This is a genomic window from Streptomyces sp. NPDC017979 (assembly GCF_044328175.1).
In the GTDB taxonomy this organism is placed as follows: domain Bacteria; phylum Actinomycetota; class Actinomycetes; order Streptomycetales; family Streptomycetaceae; genus Streptomyces.
Genome location: NZ_JBIRGU010000007.1, coordinates 242,343 through 260,482, shown reverse-complemented (window position 1 = coordinate 260,482; position 18,140 = coordinate 242,343). Strand labels below are relative to the sequence as shown.

General features: G+C 71.3%; 18 protein-coding genes. 9 read left to right on the top strand and 9 right to left on the bottom strand.

The features are described 5' to 3' along the window. Window positions 1-227 precede the first annotated feature (227 nt). From ACH4E8_RS20660 to ACH4E8_RS20650, 3 genes are all read left to right on the top strand, one after another. Window positions 228-1,373, top strand: a complete 1,146-nt coding sequence (locus ACH4E8_RS20660; RefSeq protein WP_398450177.1) for a fatty acid desaturase family protein — start codon at window positions 228-230, stop codon at window positions 1,371-1,373. Between the two features lie 70 nt (window positions 1,374-1,443). Further along, window positions 1,444-1,626: a hypothetical protein gene (locus ACH4E8_RS20655; protein WP_361541603.1), complete on the top strand. Its 183-nt coding sequence runs from the start codon at window positions 1,444-1,446 to the stop codon at window positions 1,624-1,626. An 839-nt stretch (window positions 1,627-2,465) separates the two neighbouring features. Then, window positions 2,466-2,879, top strand: coding sequence for a roadblock/LC7 domain-containing protein (locus tag ACH4E8_RS20650; RefSeq protein WP_398450175.1), 414 nt, complete (start codon window positions 2,466-2,468; stop codon window positions 2,877-2,879). Between the two features lie 237 nt (window positions 2,880-3,116). On the opposite strand, the gene ACH4E8_RS20645 is transcribed toward ACH4E8_RS20650, so the two are convergent. Further along, on the bottom strand, window positions 3,117-3,239 hold the full coding sequence (locus tag ACH4E8_RS20645; RefSeq protein WP_398450334.1) for a hypothetical protein: 123 nt from the start codon (window positions 3,237-3,239) through the stop codon (window positions 3,117-3,119). Here ACH4E8_RS20645 and ACH4E8_RS20640 point away from each other — a divergent pair. Further along, on the top strand, window positions 3,231-4,124 hold the full coding sequence (locus ACH4E8_RS20640) for a DUF6397 family protein (RefSeq protein WP_398450319.1): 894 nt from the start codon (window positions 3,231-3,233) through the stop codon (window positions 4,122-4,124). The genes ACH4E8_RS20645 and ACH4E8_RS20640 overlap by 9 nt on opposite strands. Window positions 4,125-4,228: 104 nt before the next feature. Here ACH4E8_RS20640 and ACH4E8_RS20635 read toward each other — a convergent pair whose 3' ends face one another. Continuing rightward, window positions 4,229-4,534: a hypothetical protein gene (locus tag ACH4E8_RS20635; protein WP_398450173.1), complete on the bottom strand. Its 306-nt coding sequence runs from the start codon at window positions 4,532-4,534 to the stop codon at window positions 4,229-4,231. Window positions 4,535-4,944: 410 nt separating this feature from the next. Between ACH4E8_RS20635 and tdh the strand changes: the two genes are divergently transcribed. The 3 genes from tdh (at window position 4,945) to ACH4E8_RS20620 (ending at window position 8,196) form a co-directional block, all read left to right on the top strand. Beyond that, complete coding sequence (gene tdh / locus ACH4E8_RS20630; RefSeq protein WP_398450171.1) at window positions 4,945-5,973, top strand: L-threonine 3-dehydrogenase; 1,029 nt, start codon at window positions 4,945-4,947, stop codon at window positions 5,971-5,973. 109 nt (window positions 5,974-6,082) lie between these two features. After that, complete coding sequence (locus tag ACH4E8_RS20625; protein WP_398450169.1) at window positions 6,083-7,264, top strand: glycine C-acetyltransferase; 1,182 nt, start codon at window positions 6,083-6,085, stop codon at window positions 7,262-7,264. A 17-nt stretch (window positions 7,265-7,281) separates the two neighbouring features. Further along, window positions 7,282-8,196: a LysR family transcriptional regulator gene (locus ACH4E8_RS20620; protein ID WP_398450167.1), complete on the top strand. Its 915-nt coding sequence runs from the start codon at window positions 7,282-7,284 to the stop codon at window positions 8,194-8,196. Between the two features lie 39 nt (window positions 8,197-8,235). Here the strand turns inward: ACH4E8_RS20620 and ACH4E8_RS20615 are convergent, their stop codons facing one another. Together ACH4E8_RS20615 and ACH4E8_RS20610 are read right to left on the bottom strand one after the other, a co-directional pair. Beyond that, window positions 8,236-10,338 carry an ATP-binding protein gene (locus tag ACH4E8_RS20615; protein ID WP_398450317.1) on the bottom strand — a complete coding sequence of 701 codons (2,103 nt, stop codon included), beginning with the start codon at window positions 10,336-10,338 and terminating at the stop codon, window positions 8,236-8,238. A 221-nt stretch (window positions 10,339-10,559) separates the two neighbouring features. Next, the gene (locus tag ACH4E8_RS20610; protein ID WP_398450165.1) at window positions 10,560-11,009 is read right to left on the bottom strand and encodes a hypothetical protein; all 450 of its coding nucleotides are present in this window, start codon (window positions 11,007-11,009) and stop codon (window positions 10,560-10,562) included. A gap of 330 nt (window positions 11,010-11,339) precedes the next feature. Between ACH4E8_RS20610 and ACH4E8_RS20605 the strand changes: the two genes are divergently transcribed. After that, complete coding sequence (locus ACH4E8_RS20605; protein WP_398450163.1) at window positions 11,340-11,783, top strand: SPW repeat protein; 444 nt, start codon at window positions 11,340-11,342, stop codon at window positions 11,781-11,783. Between the two features lie 156 nt (window positions 11,784-11,939). On the opposite strand, the gene ACH4E8_RS20600 is transcribed toward ACH4E8_RS20605, so the two are convergent. The 5 genes from ACH4E8_RS20600 to ACH4E8_RS20580 all read right to left on the bottom strand — a co-directional run bounded on the left by ACH4E8_RS20600 (window position 11,940) and on the right by ACH4E8_RS20580 (window position 16,493). After that, entirely contained in the window at window positions 11,940-12,677 is a 738-nt protein-coding gene (locus tag ACH4E8_RS20600) for a DUF2470 domain-containing protein (protein WP_398450161.1), read from the bottom strand. An 80-nt stretch (window positions 12,678-12,757) separates the two neighbouring features. Beyond that, window positions 12,758-12,997, bottom strand: coding sequence for a DUF6296 family protein (locus ACH4E8_RS20595; RefSeq protein ID WP_398450159.1), 240 nt, complete (start codon window positions 12,995-12,997; stop codon window positions 12,758-12,760). 95 nt (window positions 12,998-13,092) lie between these two features. Then, window positions 13,093-14,220 carry a serine hydrolase domain-containing protein gene (locus ACH4E8_RS20590; protein WP_398450157.1) on the bottom strand — a complete coding sequence of 376 codons (1,128 nt, stop codon included), beginning with the start codon at window positions 14,218-14,220 and terminating at the stop codon, window positions 13,093-13,095. A gap of 117 nt (window positions 14,221-14,337) precedes the next feature. After that, a complete protein-coding gene (locus ACH4E8_RS20585; RefSeq protein ID WP_398450155.1) occupies window positions 14,338-15,549 on the bottom strand; it encodes a cation:proton antiporter in 1,212 nt (403 codons plus the stop codon). An 83-nt stretch (window positions 15,550-15,632) separates the two neighbouring features. Next, a complete protein-coding gene (locus ACH4E8_RS20580) occupies window positions 15,633-16,493 on the bottom strand; it encodes a (2Fe-2S)-binding protein (RefSeq protein WP_398450153.1) in 861 nt (286 codons plus the stop codon). A gap of 427 nt (window positions 16,494-16,920) precedes the next feature. On the opposite strand from ACH4E8_RS20580, the gene ACH4E8_RS20575 reads away from it, so the two are divergent. Beyond that, complete coding sequence (locus tag ACH4E8_RS20575) at window positions 16,921-18,132, top strand: acetyl-CoA carboxylase biotin carboxylase subunit family protein (RefSeq protein WP_398450151.1); 1,212 nt, start codon at window positions 16,921-16,923, stop codon at window positions 18,130-18,132. Window positions 18,133-18,140 lie beyond the last annotated feature (8 nt).

Sequence of the window (18,140 nt, the reverse complement as noted above, 5' to 3'; positions counted from 1 at the left end):
CCGAGGGTACCCGACGTGCCTGCGGTGTGCATCGTTCTCGCTTGTGATCCCCCTCACGTGGGGCTTCCGGGTCGGCGGAGGGTGTACCCAGCGCCACCCCGACCGGAGGGTTGGCCCCGCCCGGTCGGGGTGGTGGCTCCATGGCCCAACAGCCGCGCCGAATCTACGTTTTCTCTGGTCAGCGCAGTCGCGCAGCACCTCGTACGGCTCAGAGACCGGAGACAGTCATGCCCCATGTCAGCGCCACCCCGCATCAGCGACCGCCGTCGCCGGCCTCGGGTGCGACCGCCGTCGCCGAGGTCCATGCGGGACGGTCAAGGGGCGCGCAGCGGCCCGCGGTGGGCTCCGAGCGCGCAGCCGGGAGCGAGTTCGCGCCCCTGCTGCGCACCGTGAAGGAGCAGGGCCTCCTGGCCCACCGCGAGGGTTGGTACGCCCGCGGGATCGCGGTCAACCTGCTCTGCCTGGCCGGTGTGGTCGCCGGCACGTTCGCCCTCGGCGGCTCCTGGTGGGTGCTGCTGCTGGCGCCGGTGTTGGCGGTGTTCTCCGCGCGCACCGCCTTCATCGGCCACGACGCCGGACATGCGCAGATCACCGGTGACCGGCGGATCAGCCGGCTCATCCAACTCGTCCACGGCAACGTCCTGCTCGGCATGAGCCAGGAGTGGTGGAACGACAAGCACAACCGCCACCACGCCAACCCGAACCACATCGACAAGGACCCCGACGTCGTCGCGGACGTCCTGGTCTTCACGCAGCAGCAGGCCGTCGGCCGCACCGGGTTCCGCCGCTGGCTCACCCGCCACCAGGCGCTGCTGTTCTTCCCGCTGACCACGCTGGAGGGCATCGCGCTCAAGGTCTACGGATTCCAGTCGGTGTTCGATCCGAACGGGCCGGGCAAGAGCGTGCGCGCCCGCGTCGTCGAGGGCCTGCTGCTCGCCGTCCACGTGGTCGGCTACGTCGCCCTGCTGCTGACCGCGATGCCGGTGGGTCAGGCGCTGGTGTTCGGGCTGATCCACCAGATGCTCTTCGGCCTCCACCTGGGCATGGCCTTCGCCCCGAACCACAAGGGGATGGAGATGGTCGACGCGGAGAGCGGCAAGGGCTGGGGCCATCTGCGGCGACAGGTGCTCACCTCCCGCAACATCCGCGGCGGCCGGGTCACGGACTGGCTGCTGGGCGGGTTGAACTACCAGGTCGAGCACCACCTCTTCCCGAGCATGCCCCGACCGAACCTGAGGCTGGCGCAGCCGCTGGTGCGGGCCCACTGCAGGCGGCTGTCGCTGCCGTACGCCGAGACGGGGCTGGTCGAGTCCTACCGACAGGCGCTGGCACACATGCGCGAGGTCGGTGAGCCGCTGCGTCCGGGCGCATAGTGGAACTGTGGGACGGGTCGGTACGTTCCACCGACAAGAGCGGCGACGGGCCGCGTGAGGAGGCATCGAGATGTCGACACGTACCAAGATCGTCATAGGCGGGGTGGCCGTCGGCCTGCTTCTGATGCCGCTGATCGGTTTCTGGTTGTCACTGCTGGTGGTCTTGGGCGTGCCGGCGGTGGCGTATCTGATGCTCGACCCCAGCCAGCGCCGCAGGCTGCGCCGGGTTACGCGCAAGGAGATAGGCCGCTGATCCGCCCGGTGTGGGGGCCGTCCTGGCCCCGTTCGAGGTCTGGCGCCGGCCCGTCCCGTGGCGCGGCGCCCCGTTCGTGGCCTGACCTGCCCGAGCGCTGCCCGTAGCCGTCGGGGCATGCCGCGAGCTCCAGCCTGCACAGGCCGCGGGGAAGTCGTCACCGAGCGCGCTCGGGAACTGGGCGGGTGTCAGTAGGGCGGCGGTAGTGCGTACAGCGCGTCGTCGGTGCCCAGGTCCGGTCATGGCGCTCTCCCCGCTCGATCGCCCTCGTTGCCTCGCTCGTCGGCGCACCTTGTCCAGTGAGCAACCCGGGCGTCGAGTGCCGGTGCGGTCAAGAGTCGAGGAGGGGGGCGAACCGGTCGAGGGCGCCCTCGGTTCGTCGCTGTGGTGGGTGTCCTGGGGAGTTCGATGCCGCTGCACGCGGAGCGGCTGAGTGGAATGCGCCACCGGTGCGTGGAAACCCACGTCGAATCGCCGGGGGCTTCGTGGAGGCGGGCGGAGGCCGGGTGCCGGTGAGTGTTTTCGACGGCCGGTAAGAGGGGAATTCCTCTTGTCCGTGAGGGCGAATTCACTGCCCTGACAACCGCGATGAGGCAATGGATTAGTGAGCGTTGCCGTTGTCAACCAGCGGTGCCGGAAGGGGGTTTTGTGGTCTCATGTCCTGTCCTCGTGCGAGGTTTTTCGGCTACGCGGGATGGCTGTGCCGGATGGAATATGCCGGGCGTATACACGCTGCCCGACACCGGGATTCGACGGACCCGGAACGCCTTGCCCTGTGCTCTGGTGTGCGAAAGGCTGTCGTGTGACACGGGGAACACGTGCGCGGGAGGGGAACAACCATGCCGCTGGACAAGGGGCTTGACTGGCTGCTCGACGACCTCACACAGCGGATCGAGCACATGAGGCACGCCTTGGTGCTTTCCAATGACGGGTTGGTGACAGGAGCGAGCGCCGGCTTGGCGCGGGAGGACGCGGAGCACCTCGCCGCGGTCTCCTCGGGGCTGCATTCTCTGGCCAGGGGATCCGGTCGACACTTCCGGGCAGGCCGGGTGCGTCAGACCATGGTGGAGTTCGACGAGGCGTTGCTGTTCGTCACGGCCGCCGGTGACGGTAGCTGTCTGTGCGTGCTCAGTGAGGCGGATGCGGACGTCGGTCAGATCGCCTACGAGATGACGCTGATGGTCAACCGGGTGGGCGAGCATCTGGGAGTGGCTGCCAGGCAGCGCGACGGGGAGCCGTCTGACCTGCGCTGATTCCCTGCCCCTGGGGGACGGTTGGCATGAGGTCGCCAGGTTATCCACAGGCTCAGCGCGATGTGGGCGCATCGGGCTACGGTCATTACCCAGAGTGTTCGTTATCTCACGGGGGAGGCCGTTGTCATGGCAGGACGGAATGTGCTGAGGAGGCAGGGCGCGTCGGGTGCGCGGGCTGCGCTGGACGTGGAAAGTTCGACCGTCGCGAGTTCGTCGGGTGCGACGGGGGAGGTGCCGTCAGGAGCGTTGAAGGCGCCGGCGGGCCGGGAGCGTGTGGAGGGCGGAGTGCCACCCGGGCGGGCGGCCAAGGCCCTGGAGCTCCAGCGGGGCGAGTTCCAGCTCGCGGTCGAGTTGGGCCACGTCCGTACGGTGAGCGGGGATGCCGGCGGCCCGGTGAGGGTCCCCCCGGGGGAAATCGACCGGTGGCGGCAGCATGAGGAGTTTCCCGAGGCCCTGCGTTGCCGGCTGCGCACCGTGGGCACCCAAAGCGGTGCCGAACTGCTGTCGATCAGCTCGGAGCGGTTCACCCGCCTCGCGCGCACGGGTCATCTCGCACCGGTCCGCTTCTATCTGAACCAGTATCGGGCGGTCGTGTGGCTCTACCTCGCCGAAGAGGTCGAGGACTTCGCCCTGGCTCACCCGGAGATGCTGACCGGTCGGATGCCGCCGGGGCTGCGTCCCCTGGCCGACGGGGGAGCGGACCTGCGCCCGCGCACTTGGCGCAGCAAGCGACTGGGGCTGCATCTGCGGGCGACGCAGGACGCCTGGCCGCGGGCAGCCGCCATCGCCTCGCTGCTCGACCCGCTGAGCGTCGCCGACGTGGTGCCCGATCCGTACGAGCGTTCCTATCTGGGTGCCCTGCGCCCCGACCTCGCGCCGGTGCGCCCTGCCTCCGCAGCAGCGCATGAGCTGGTGCAGCGCATCCTGAGTGCGGATCACCCCGATGAGATCGATTGGTACCGGGTCAGCCTCGCCCGCGAGCTGGCCGAGGCCCGACAAGCGAGCCCCGCGCCCCGCCTCACGGGTGATGCGCCGACGGTCGTAGCGGCAGTGGCATACGCACACGCACATGCGTATCTGCCCGACGCCGCCGGCGCGCTTGGCCTCGACGAAGTCGCCACGGGCGCGGTGCCCGCTGACATGACGGCGGTGCACCGTGATCGCCCCATGACGCCACGGACTTCGTCACGCCGGCGAAGCCTGTGGAGCCGGCTCCGCATGCGCCGCGTGAGGCCCTTGGTGTGACGGCGATGGCACACGTTTCATGGTCCTCGAAAGTCGCTCTTCCGGAGCTCTTGAGGCTCTGCATCGGGTGGCCGGCGTCGGCCTTCTGGGTCAGGTCGCTGGCGTCAGTATTGAGTGGTGCTGTGCGGCTCACAGGCCACCGATGGCACCGTGGCGCCACCGCCTTCCTGCACGGCCTGCACCACCGCCTGGTGCAGGGCCCGGCTGTCGTCCTCGGACTGGCAGGGCGTGGGGCTGCCCGACATGGTGAACCAGTCGGATGCGCCGCTGTACTGCACCGCGACGCGCGCTTCACCACCGGCCCAGGTGGTGTGCACAGTGAGATCCCCGGTCAATATGCCGACTTCGTCGGTGAGCACTCCTCCGCGGCCGGAATACACTCCGGTCGTCGTCCACGATGCCCAGCTCATCTTCCCAGGTTCGCACCACTGGTCCATCTGCGCGACTGAAGCCTCCGCCGGGGCGCGCTCCTGCCGGTGCGGGCGTAGGCTTCGCCCGCCCGTTCGCCGGTGCAGGGCGCTCGGCGCGGCGGATTCCGCACCCTCCGTGAAGATCTTCTGTGGGCACGCTTAAGAAATCCTCGATGGACTCCCGCCCCGACGCTGGGCAGATTGGTCCTCGCCCCCTCGGTAGCTGCCACCGACTGGATCCATCACCGTTTGCGGTGATCCCGTCGGCTGCCGCAGCCTGACCCTAGCCAGCCCTCTTCGTCCCATTCCTTCACGTTCGTCGCTCACCGCTCACCGTTCGTCGTCCGTCGCGGGCGGCACCCCGTCATCCCCGCTGTCCCTGATCGTTCGTTCACCCTGGAGCCGTCCCGATGAAGGCACTCGTCAAACAACACGCCGAGCCCGGTCTCTGGCTCATGGACGTGCCGGAGCCACAGCCCGGCCACGGCGACGTGCTGATCAAGGTGCTGCGCACCGGCATCTGCGGCACCGATCTGCACATCCGCAACTGGGACGCCTGGGCGCAGCAGACCATCAGCACGCCGCGCGTGCTCGGTCATGAGTTCGTGGGCGAGGTCGCGGCCCTGGGGCCGGACGTCGAGGACATCGCCGTGGGTGACGTGGTCAGCGGGGAGGGCCATCTGGTCTGCGGCAAGTGTCGGAACTGCCTCGCGGGCCGCCGCCACCTGTGCCGGAACACGGTGGGCCTCGGCGTGGGGCGGGACGGCGCCTTCGCGCAGTACGTGGTGCTGCCCGCGTCCAACGTCTGGGTGCACCGCACCACGGTGGACCTGGACGTCGCCGCGATCTTCGACCCCTTCGGCAACGCCGTGCACACCGCCCTCTCCTTCCCCCTGGTGGGCGAGGACGTGCTGATCACCGGCGCCGGGCCGATCGGGATCATGGCCGCCGCGGTCGCCCGGCACGCAGGCGCCCGCAACGTCGTGATCACGGATGTCAGCGAGGCCCGGTTGGAGATCGCCCGCAAGGCCGGGGCCACGCTCGCGCTCAACGTCGCCGACCACCCCATAGCCGAGGCCCAGCGGCAGCTCGGCCTGAAGGAGGGCTTCGACATCGGCCTGGAGATGTCGGGGCGGGCCGAAGCCATGCGCGACATGGTCGACAACATGACCCACGGCGGCCGGATCGCCATGCTCGGCCTGCCGGCCGAGGAGTTCGCCGTCGACTGGGCGAAGATCGTCACGTCCATGATCACGGTCAAGGGGATCTACGGGCGCGAGATGTTCGAGACCTGGTACGCGATGACGGTCCTGCTGGAAGGCGGACTCGACCTCAGCCCCGTGATCACGGGAAGCTACGGCTACCAGGACTTCGACAAGGCGTTCGACGAGGCGGCCACGGCCCGCAGCGGCAAGATCATCCTCGACTGGACCGCCTGACCCGCACCGCGCCCCCACTCCGGTCCGCCGCGCCCCGCCCCGGCACCGGGACATTCACCGGCCGACCGCACCGTCCACCACCGCATCGCACCCCAAGGGAGCACCCCGCATGTACGCGTCCGTGCGCGACGAACTCCGCACCACCCTCGACGAGATCCGCGCAGCCGGTCTGCACAAGCCCGAGCGCGTCATCGGCACCCCGCAGAGCGCCCGGGTGTCCGTCGCCTCCGGCGAGGTGCTGAACTTCTGCGCCAACAACTACCTCGGCCTCGCCGACCACCCCCAGGTGGTCGCCGCCGCCAAGGAGGCCCTGGACCGCTGGGGCTACGGCATGGCGTCCGTGCGCTTCATCTGCGGAACCCAGGACGTGCACAAGGAACTGGAGGCCCGGCTCTCGGCCTTCCTCGGCCAGGAGGACACCATCCTCTACTCCTCCTGCTTCGACGCCAACGGGGGCGTCTTCGAGACCCTGCTCGGCCCCGAGGACGCGGTGATCTCCGACGCCCTCAACCACGCCTCCATCATCGACGGCATCCGGCTGAGCAAGGCCGCCCGCCACCGCTACGCCAACCGCGACCTCGCCGAGCTGGAGCAGCGGCTCAAGGAGACCCAGGACGCCCGACGGCGGCTGATCGTCACCGACGGCGTGTTCTCCATGGACGGCTACGTCGCGCCCCTCGCCGAGATCTGCGACCTCGCGGACCGCTACGACGCCCTGGTCATGGTGGACGACTCGCACGCGGTGGGCTTCGTGGGCCCCGAGGGCCGCGGCACCCCGGAACTCGCCGGCGTCATGGACCGGGTGGACATCATCACCGGCACCCTCGGCAAGGCCCTCGGGGGCGCCTCCGGCGGCTACGTGGCCGCCCGCGCCGAGATCGTGGCCCTGCTGCGCCAGCGCTCCCGCCCGTACCTCTTCTCGAATTCCCTGGCGCCCGTGATCGCGGCCGCCTCCCTGACCGTGCTCGACCTCCTGGAGTCGGCCGGCGACCTGCGCGGGCGCCTGCGCGAGAACACCGCGCTGTTCCGCTCCTCGATGACCGAGGCCGGATTCGAGATCCTGTCGGGCGACCACCCCATCGTCCCCGTGATGATCGGCGACGCCGCGGCGGCCGGCCGGATGGCCGAGCTGCTGCTGGAGCGCGGGGTGTACGTGATCGGCTTCTCCTACCCGGTCGTCCCCATGGGGCAGGCCCGGATCCGGGTCCAGCTGTCCGCCGCGCACTCCACCGAGGACGTCCGGCGGGCCGTCACCGCCTTCGTCGACGCACGGCGCGCACTGGAGTCCTGAGCTGGCAGGATGGCGGTGTGATCGACCCTCGACGGCTGCGCATCCTGCGGGCCGTGGCGGACCACCGGACGGTGACCGCCGCGGCTGCCGCCCTCTACCTCACCCCGTCCGCCGTCTCGCAACAGCTCAGCGCACTGGAGCAGGAGACCGGGCACGCCCTGCTGATCCGCGGCGGCAAGGGCGTGCGGCTCACCCCGGCCGGGGAGATCCTGCTCACCCACACCCACGCGGTGCTGGCCCAGCTGGAGCGGGCGGAAGCCGAGCTGGCGGCGTACGCGGGAGGGGCGTCCGGGGAGGTGTCCGTGGTGGCCTTCGCCACCGGGATCGCCGAAGTGGTGGCCCCCGCGATCGGGTTCCTCGCCACCGACCACCCCGGGCTGCGGGTCCGCGTCCGGGACGCGGAGGGCGACGAGAGCCTGCCGTTGGTGCTCGACGGCGCGGCCGACCTCGCCGTGGCCGTCGAGTACCGGGGTGCGCCCGGCGTGGACGACCCCCGGCTCTCCCGGGTGGCGCTGCACGCCGAGCCCTTCGACGCCGTCCTGCCCGCCGGCCACCCGCTCGCCGACCGGGACCACGTGGAACTGGCCGCCCTCGCCGACAGCGACTGGATCAGCCCCTACCCCGGCAATCCCTGCCACGACATGGTCGTACGGGCCTGCGAGCGGGTGGGCTTCCAGCCCCGCGTGGTGCACACGTCCGATGACTTCCGCGCCATCGTGGCCCTCGCCTCCGCGGCGGCGGGGGTGGCGCTCGTCCCGCGCTCGGCCCTGCGCGGCATGGAGCTGCGCTCCGCCGTCGTGCGCCCGGTGTCGGGGCCGGCCGCGACCCGTCGGGTGTTCGCCGCGGTTCGGCGGGGTGCCGAGCGGCACCCCTTGCTCAGCCCCGTCCTGGACGCCCTCGCCAAGGCGGCGGCCGACCTCGTCGTGGGCTGACGGGCCGACCTGCCGAGTCCGACCGCCCGTGCGCAAGCCTCAGCCCGACGGCGGGACCAGGGCCGCCGCGAGCCCTTCGGCCAGATCGGAGTTGGCGCCCTGCTGGAAGGCGCGCTCGTAGGCCGCGTCGCCGACGCCCTCGCGGGCGGCGCGCTCGCACTGCTCCCGGACGGCACGGAGTTCGGGGGTGCCCCGCTGGGGGTGGCCGACCGTGCTCCAGAACGCCTGCCCCGTGCCGTACACCTGGCCCACGCGCTCGGCGTCGCCCGCCGCGGCGATCGCCGCGGCGAGGGCGTCGAGCCCCAGCGCGATGCCGAAGTTGTCCCCTATCCCCTGCTTGCCTTCGAGCATGGCGCGCGCATGGGTCGCCGCGTCGCGCGGATTGCCGCAGAACAGGGCGATCAGGCTGAGTTGGTAGTCCAGATAGGCACGCGTCCACGACTCCCCGCGGTCCACGCAGCCCTCGCGCAGTGACAGCGCCAGCTCCCGTGCCTCCTCCAGGCGTTGCAACCCGGTCAGGGCGAAGACCTGGACGAGGTGGCAGCGCAGCCGACCGGGGGAGTCGAAGGGCCGGCCGATCGCCCTGCCCACGGCGTGCGCCGCCATTTCGCTCGCCGTCTGCGGGCGCCCCGTCAACAGGGCGATCAGCCCGGAGAGGTAGGCCGCCTCCAAGATGCCCTCCAGGGCCCCGTCGTCACGGGCGGAGAGCGTGCACTTGTCGCTCACGGCCTGCGCGGCGCCGTAGTCGCCCTGGAGCGTGATGGTGACCCCGAGCGCCCACAGCCCCCGGGTGCGATCGGGCCCCGGCTCCGGATGCGCCTTCAGCGTCTGGTCCAGATACTCCTTGGCCTCGTGCAGATGACCGCAGCAACTCCAGAAGAACCCGACCACCCCGGCCAGCCGCAGCGCCCGCGCGGGGGCGGTCCGGAGGAAATGATCGAGCGCCGCGCACAGTTCCGTGTGCACGGCGCTGATCCTGCGATACCAGTGGGCCTGCTCAGGACCGAGCCACTCGCGGTCGGCGCGCTCGGCGAAGCGTAAGAAGTGCTCGGCGTGGCGCTGCGCCGTGACCGCGTCCTCCTCCAGGGCGCGCAGCCACATGGCGCCGTACTCCCGGATCGTGTCGAGCATCCGGTAGCGGATGCCGTCGCCCTCCGGCGACTTGATCACCCTCAGGACGCACATCTCCACCAGCCGTTCGAGCAGGGGGCCGACCGCGGCGGACTCCAACGGCCCGCCCGAGCACACCGCCAGCGCGGACGCCTCGTCGAAGTCGCCCCTGAAGACCGTGAGCCGGGCCCACAACAGCCTTTCGAGTGGTGCGCACAGCTCGTGGCTCCACCCGATCGCGGTACGCATGGTCCGATGCCGTTCGGGCGTCACGGTGGCGTCCTCCGTCGCTTCGAGGACGTCGAAGCGGGAGGTGAGGCGGGTCGCGACCTCCTCGATGCCGGACTTGCCGGCCTGGGCCGCGGCCAACTCCAGCGCGAGCGGAATCCCGTCGAGCCGTTGGCAGATCCACCGCGCGGCCTGGTACGCGTCGCCCGTCGCGAAGCCGTCCGCGGGGAGTTCGGCCAACTCCGCGATCGGGCCCGGCGCCGGTGGCACGACACCGCCGGCGGCCGCCACGCGCTGGGCGAACAGCTCCAGGGCGTCGGGGCCGTTCATGGGCAGCGGGTGGACGGGGAACACCCGCTCGTCGTCCAGGCCGAGGGGCTGTCGGGAGGTGGCGAGCACGGTCAGCCCGGGGGCCGCCGTGAGCAGGTCGCCGACCAGTACGCGACAGGGGTCGACCAGGTGCTCGCAGGAGTCGAGCACCAGGAGCAGGTGTTTGGGGGCGAGCCACTCGCACAGCGCGTCCACCGGCATCCGGGGGGTGTGGTCGGAGAGGTCACAGGCGTCGGAGACGGTGGCCAGCAGCAGCCGGTCGCCGTACAGCGGCGAGAGCTCCGCCCAGGCCACCCCGTCGGGAAAGCCGTCGACCGCCATGTGCGCGGCGCGCAGCGCGAGCCGGGACTTGCCCACGCCGCCGGGGCCGACGAGGGCGACGAGACGGTGCTTCCGCAACGCCAGGTTCAGCTGGAAGAGTTCCCAGTTCCGTCCGACGAAACTTGTCGATTCCTCGGGAAGGTTGCCCAACACGGGGTCATTGTTGCGCACTTCGTACCCCCTTGGCCCATCCACGGACCCGTCGAATTGCCGAATGCGGCGGGAAATCGACTGCCTGTCGACCGGGTGCGCACGGTTCCGGCCGCTGGCACGTCACTGCTGTTCATCGCTGATCGTGCGGAGGCCGGGCCCGGTCTGGCGGGCCCGGCCTCCGCACGATCAGCGAGGTCCGGCGGTGTGACGCCGTGACGGAATCACGGCACTTGCGGCAGCGGCGGAACGCTCGGCACGGTCACCGAGGGTACTGCCGGCAGCGCGGGCGCCGAGGTCTCCGCCGGCGCGTCGCCGACGCTCGGGGTGGTGGTCGGCGACGGGAGGTTGACGTCCGCCAAGGAAGTGTTGATCTTACTGAGCAGATCCGCGACGGCGGCGTTCACATCCGCGACGGCGGCGTCTGCGTCGGCCTGTGAAGCAGCGGTCAGGTCGTTGACGGCGCTCTGGAGCGAGGCGAGGAAGTCGCCCACCGTGTTCGCGCGGACGATGTCCTGGGTGGCGTCCTGGGCGGCCGTCGACGCCGCGGACGTCACGGCGGGGGACCCGGACGTCGGGGCTTCCAGCGCGGCGGCGGTGCCGGCCGTCGTGAGGGCGAGGGCGGCGCACAGTGCTGACGGCACGAGCACGCGGGTCACCGGTACGAGGCGCATGAGGGCTTCCTTCCGAAGGGGGACGTTCTCTCGCTCACCGTGTGAAGGTCGTATACGCAACGCAACCGCTGGTCGTTGCGCCACATGGGTGACCAGGTGTTGAGCCCCGCGCGCTGACCAGCGACTTCCCCGCGCGAGCCGGCAGGCTGCCGAGGGCGGTTCGACGTACGGCAGACGGGTGAGGTCCGGCGCGTCCGCGGCCGAAAGTCGCGGAACCTTTCTCCATGCGATCCCTACCCATAAGGAACAGATAAGGGCAAAATGGAAATGCGCGGATCAAAGGCGCGCAGTTCGGTCAGACGTACAGCGCACAGTAAGGAGGCGAGTCGTATGGCCGACGTCTCACACAGGGGAGATCTGGCGGGGCATCCCGACGTCGGAGAGATGCGGGACCGCTACGCCCGCGTGCTCGGAGGGCGCGACGTCGCGCTCGTGGACGGCCCGGTGTTCCTGGTCGGCCTGGCATGCGCGATATCCCCGTGGATAGTCCACTTCTCCGGTAGCCAGCCCGCGCTGGCGACGCACAACCTGATCATGGGCGTCGCGATCGTGGTGCTCGCGCTCGGGTTCACGGTCATGCCACAGCGGATGTACGGCCTCAGCTGGGCCATGTGCGTCATGGGCGCATGGATGATCATCGCGCCGTGGGTCGTGGGTACGAACCCCGACAAGGGAGTCATCTGGACCAACGCCGTACTGGGCGCCCTGACCTTCTTGCTGGGGCTGGCCTGCACGGCGGCGGCCATGAAGAGCGGCAGGAGGGAGCGCACCTGACGTCGAGTGACGCCCGATCGCGCACTCCTGCCGGGCTTTTCGCGCCCGTGAAGGACCCGCGAAGGGAGCGGGCCGGCCCGCCGATCAAGGCGGACCGGCCCGCGCGACGACGTCCGGAGCGCATGCCTGCTCCAGGCTGGTCCGTAAGGCCGGCTTCTAGTCGCGGAGCTTGCTCCGGGGCGCGCGGCGGCGCGCCGAATCGAGTAGTGCGTGGATGCGCGCCCCCGCCTCGTCGGGCTCCCACAGCGGTGCGGGAAACGGCAGTCGTACGTCGTCGTGGGAGCGGGCGTGTTCGAGCCGGAGGGTGATCCCGTAGCGGTCGACGGCCAGCGGCAGCGCCCTTCGTACGCCGAGCAGTCGACGCGGCTTGACCAGGCGCAGCAACACATCCACGAGGTCGCCGTGGTCATCGGCCATGTGCGTGAGCATCCCCGCCTCGCAGGTCGCCAGTGGGTCCGCCTGAGCCGCCATCAGCTCTGGCAGACCGACCGAGGTGCGCTCGCCGCCCTGGTCGAGCATGGCGTGGCCGAACTCCATGCAGCGGCTGCCCGCCGGACCTTGGTGGGTCGACTCGGGCAGCAGCCAGCCGGCGAGCACCACTCGGGCCCGCACCCGGTCCCGTACCGGCGTGGGTGCGACGTCGGTGAACTCCAGCGTGGCCCGTACGGCTTCGGCGCCCGCGGGGCACGGCTCGTCGCCGCTGCGCTCGGGGTCCGCGTCCCACTCGTCGGTCGGGTGCAGGTGGATCCGTTCCGGGCCGCCCGCGCCCTGGAGCCGTGAGACGTCCACGCGCCCCTCGTCGGTGACGACGGTCATCGAATCGGCGGCCGTCAGGATCGTCCTGATCCGCTCGGCGCTCGTCGGCGCGGCGACGGGAGGGGTGAACAGACGCATGCGGAACTCCACACCATCGAGAGGTTAGGTTTGCCTAACCTAATCTGTCGTGTGGCGTGTCGCCAACCCCGCCGCGCTTCTCAGGCCACCAGGGGCCGGACGGTCACGGGCATCCCGGGCGCCTGGTGGCCGCCGCTCGCCAGCATGCGGACCTCGCCCTGGGCGCTGATCTCGGCGCGCACGATGCCGGTGTCGTCCTCGTACACGGGGTAGCCGCCCGCGCCGGCACGTTCGGTGCGACGGACGACCACGACGTCGTCCTCGACTGCGGACCCGCGGAACACGAGTTCGTAGACCTCTGCGACCTCTGCGGACTCCATGGCGCCTCCTCGGTGCGGGGTCGCCCGCTTCCATGGTCGCGCAGCTGGGGGCGCGGTGCATCACGCCCCGGCCGCGGGCCCGGCCGGGCGCGGCGTCACGCCGCGCGCTGACCTGGTGCGAGCGCGCCGTACACGATCGAGGTGATCTCGTCGAAGGCGGCGAAGTCCATCGTCAGCCGGTTCTTCGTCAGGGCGAAGGCGATCCCGTTGGCCTTGTCGCCGAAGGCGTAGCTGCCGCCGGCGCCGGCCATGCCGAAGACGCTGTCGACGGTGCCGGGGCGCTCGGGCAGCCCCAGGGCGTAGCCGAGTCCCCACGTGGCTTCGTTGCCGAAGACCTGGTCGGGCCCGGCGAAGGAGACGGCCGTGGCCTCGCCCAACTGCTCGGGCGTCAGCAACTGCACGTCCGGCAGCTCGCCGAGCAGCGCCGCGTACATCCGGGCGATCGCCCGGGCCGAGGTCTTGGCGCCGGCGGGGACGTCCGCGGCGAGCATGTCGGGGCGGTTGCCCAGCTCGGCGGTCGGGAACAGCGACTTCGGGCCGGCCTTGAACATGGGCAGGTCGTCCGGCAACTGGGCCAGCATGTCCGCGGAGCCGGGCGCGTCCTCCAGGACGGCGAGCCGCCCCTGCTCGGCGGTGGGCACGCCGAAGTACAGCTCCCCGCCGACGCCGAGCGGGACGGCGACCTCCTCCGCCAGAAGCTGGGACACCGGCTTGCCGGTGGCCCTGCGCGCCACCTCGCCGAGGACGTAACCGAAGGTGTACGCGTGGTACCCCGTCGCGGTGCCCGGCTCCCACCAGGGCTTCTCATCGGCGACGACGGCGCAGACGCGGTCCCAGTCGCAGACGTCCGCCACGGTCGTGTCGCCGGGCAGTCCGGGCACCCCCGCGGTGTGGTTCAGGACGTGCCGCACGGTCACGCCCTCCTTGCCGTGCGCGGCGAACTCGGGCCACAACTCGGCCACCGGGGTGTCGTAGCCGAACAGTCCGCGCTCCACCAGCACGTGCACGATCGTGGCCGTGGCGGCCTTGCCGATCGAGTAGTTGTAGAAGACGGTCGCCGGCGTGACCTCCCGGCCCGTCGCGGGGTCGGCGACACCGGAGGTCACGTCGACCACCAGATCGCCGCGGTGGTACACGGCGACCTGCACGCCGCGTTCCGCGTCCGAGGCCACGAGGCGGTCGACGGTCTGCTGGACCTGCTGCTGGATGTCGCTCACTGGCATCTCCTCAAGTCGTTCGATCGACATCATGACGGGTGGGACTGACAAAAGGGATCGGCGATCATGCGATGAACAGCGCGGCGGCCGACGCCCGGCCGGGCCGCCCGCCTCGACTCGACGTCACCAGGCTTCCGGGCCTGCGCCTTTCGCCGCCGCCGCGGACGCCAGGCCCTCCCCGGCCCGTAGCTTCAACGCCAGCAGCGGGAAGGCCAGGACCGACACCATCGCGGCCCCCACCAGCGCCGCCGCCTCGCCGGACGAGATGACCTGCCGGTCCAGTCCGATGGTGGTGATGGCGACGACGAGCGGCAGGCAGGTCGCCGAGTAGAGGGTGAGGGCCCAGCGGTCGGTGCGCCCGAGGTCGCGCGGCGCGAGGGCGTACACGGGGAGTCCCCGTACGACGAGGAACAGCAGCAGGAAGAGGGGGAGCAGCGCCAGCGGCCGACCGCCGGCGAGCAGCGCGTCCAGGTCGAACTCGATCCCGGTGACCACGAAGAACAGCGGCACCAGGAAGCCGAAGCCCAGCGCCTCGATCCGGCCGAGGACCTCCTTGCCGCCCTCCGGCGCCGCCCCGTCCAGGACGATCCGGGTGAGCACGCCCGCCGCGAACGCCCCGAGGAGCGTGTCCAGCCCGAACGCCGCCGCCAGCGCGAGCATCGACACCAACAGCAGCATCACGAATCGCACCGCGAACTGCCCGCTGCTGTGCAGGGTGTTCGCGACGACGCGGGAGAACCACGGCGACCGGGGCCGCAGCGCCCACAAGACCGCTCCCGCCGTGATCGCCGCGAATCCCACCAGCAGTGCGACGGACTCGGCCGGGCGCCGGCCGCTGAGCAGCAGCGCCATGGCGATGATCGGCCCGAACTCGCCGACCGCGCCGAAGGCCAGCATCACCGTCCCGAAGCGCCCCTTCAGATCGCCGCTGTCGCGCAGCACCGGCAGGACAGTGCCGAGGGCGGTGCTGGTGAGCGCGGTCCCGATGACGACGCTGCGTCCGGTGTCGCCGGCCGTCAGCGCCAGGGCCGCTCCGAGCCCGAGCGCCAGGCCGATCAACCAGGCCCACAGGGAGCGCCGCAGGGTGTCACCGCGTACGGCGCCCCACTCGATCTCGTATCCGGCCAGGAAGATGAGCATCGCGAGGCCGAGGTTCGAGAGCGTGTCGACGACGGTGTCCGGGTGGGCCCAGCCGAGGACGGCGGGCCCGATGAGGATGCCCAACAGGATCTCGAAGATCACTAGCGGAACACGGATCCAACGGCCCGCCGCCTGGGCCAGCACGGGTGCGAGCACGGCGGCGGCCATGATGAGGATGAGCGTTCCCGGGTGCATGGCCACGATGGTAAGCATCCAAAAGGTGCAATCAGATCATATGTCGCCGGGTTTGAGTCGAAGGGGCAGTTCGCGCCGAGGGCTCAAGAGGCGTTGCACTCCAGCCGTCGCAGCCGCTCCGCATCACTGGTCCGCGGGCAGGTGCTGCACGTGTCCTCCTGGCGGATCGTGTAGAAGAGGCAGCAGCTCACGCGGGTGCGCGTCGGATGTGAGCGCCCGTCACGGCCCGTGAGTCGGCGTACGTCCGCACCGCCCGGGAAGGGTGCGATCGGCCCCGGCAGCAGTCGACCCGCCGCGGCCACCGCGCGTTCCTCCTCGCCCAGCGCCTTGCCCGCGTACCAGACGGCGGAGACGAGGTCGTCCCCGACCATGCCCCACAGGGCGCGCGGCCCGCGGCGCAGATGCGGACCCATGGCCGCAAGCAGGGGGCGCACGTGCGCAGCGACCGCCTCCCGCAGTTCGCGGTCGAGCGCCTGCTGGTCGGGGACCACCCGCACGCCCGGCAGGCCCGCCGCGGGATCGTCCGGCAGGCAGGTGAAGCCGCCCGGCACCACGGCGAGATCGCCGGGCCGACGGCCGAAGCGCACGTCTTCGGGGCGCAGCAGCGGAACCCGGCCGTCCAGGTACCACGGTCCGCTGATCAGCAGGCACGTCGCCCACAGGCAGGTGTGCAGCGCCCGGGAGGCGACCACGTCGGGCCGGGCCGCGTGGTCGTAGTGCTCCTCGATGCGCGCGGCCTCCGCCGCCAAGAAGGCGTCCAGCAGGGCCGGGTGGTACGCCAGTTCGGCGCCGCTCGTCCAGCCGCGGCCGACGGGCGAGCGCGGTGGTGCGACCTCGATGCGGCGGGTCGTCAGGTGCACGGCGAGTCGTCGGTACGACGCGGCGAGCAGGGTGGAGCAGCTGAGGGCAGCTCCGGCAGGTGCGGGCGCCGGGGCCAGAAGCACGGGTACTCCTCGGGGTGGTGCCGGGGGCGAGCCGCCGGGGCGGGTGGGTTCGACGTGGCGACGCAGTGACATGGCCACGCGGTGACGAAGCGGCGGGGTGGTGACGCGACGTCGCGAACCCATCCGAACGGCGGACGGAACGCGAGGGAGAAGGTAAGGCTCACCTTAACCACATCGTCCTATCGTGCGCGAACTCGGAGCCCGACGTGCCCAATTGGCGTGTTTAGGTTTGCCTAACCTAAGCTCCAGCCTGATGATCCACCGCGACCGGATCGATCCCCGGCGTGTCTTCGTGGAAGGCCGCCCCACCCACGGCCGCCGGACCGCCCCGAGCGGCGCGGCGCCGGACCTCCCGGCCACCGGGCCGACACCGGCCGCCCCCCTGCCCAGCGAATGTGCGCGCGGAAGTAATTCACCCATGCAGACGATGCAGAGTACGCAGTCGGCCCCCGCCCGGCAGTTGTACGTCCTCGCCCTCAACCCCACCGACTCGGTGTCCGAGGGCTTCCTCCCCGCCGCCGAACGGCTGGGCCTGCGAACGACGCTCCTCACCTCCCAGCCGGGCGCGCACCGCGGACGCCACCCGGACCTGGAGGTCCTGGAGTGCGACGTCCGCGACCCGCACGCCGTCATCAGCCGCATCTCCACCCATCTGGCCCCCGCCGCCGTCTTCAGCAACAGCGACCACCTCCAGACGCCGACCGCGCTGGCCGCCGCGTACTTCGACCTGCCCGCCAAGGACTGGCGCGCCGCACTGCGCACCAAGGACAAGGCCCAGATGCGCCGTCGGCTCGCCGCCGCCGGGAGCCCGGCCGTACGCAGCCTCGAAATCCCGCCCGACCGGGATCCCGCGACCCTCGCCCAGGTCCCGCAGCCCGCCGTGCTCAAGCCGCGCGAGGGCGTCGCCAGCGAAGACGTCGTGCACGTCCGCGACCACGCGGAACTGGTGCGCCGCACCGCCGAGATCCGGGCCCGCCGCCCCGGCGCCGCCCTCGTCGTCGAGGAGTACCTGCCCGGCGAACTGCACACGCTGGAGACCCTCGGCGACGGCCGCCGCCTGCACGTGCTCGGCGGCTTCCGCACCGACCTGTCCCCGCTGCCGCACTTCATCGAGGAACGGCTCACCTACGTGCCGAAGCACCCCGCGCCGGTGGTGGCCCAGGTCCTCGCCGCCCTGCGCGCCCTCGGCGTCGGCTTCGGCGCCTGCCACACCGAGTTCGTGGTGCACCGGGACGAGGTCCGGATCATCGAGGTCAACTACCGGGCCATCGGCGACCAGTGCGACCTGCTGCTGGCCGACCTGCTCGACGTACCCCTCTTCGACCTCGTCCTCGCCACCCACCTCGGCGAGCCGCTCCCCGCCGACCTCGGCGCACGCACCGACGGCGCGGCCCGGCTGGACTACCCGCTGGCCGACCGCGCGGGGACCCTCACCGCAGCCCCCGGCCCGACCGACCTGACCGTGGGCGACGTGACCCTGACGTACCGTCCGACGCGCGCCGTCGGCGAGCGCCACGACCTGTACCGCACCAACCGCGACTTCCTCGGCATCCTCCGGGCCACCGGCCGGGACCAGGGATCCGTGGACCGCGCGGTGACGGACTTCCTCGCCCGGCAGAGCTGGGAGATCACCCCGTGAGTGACGAG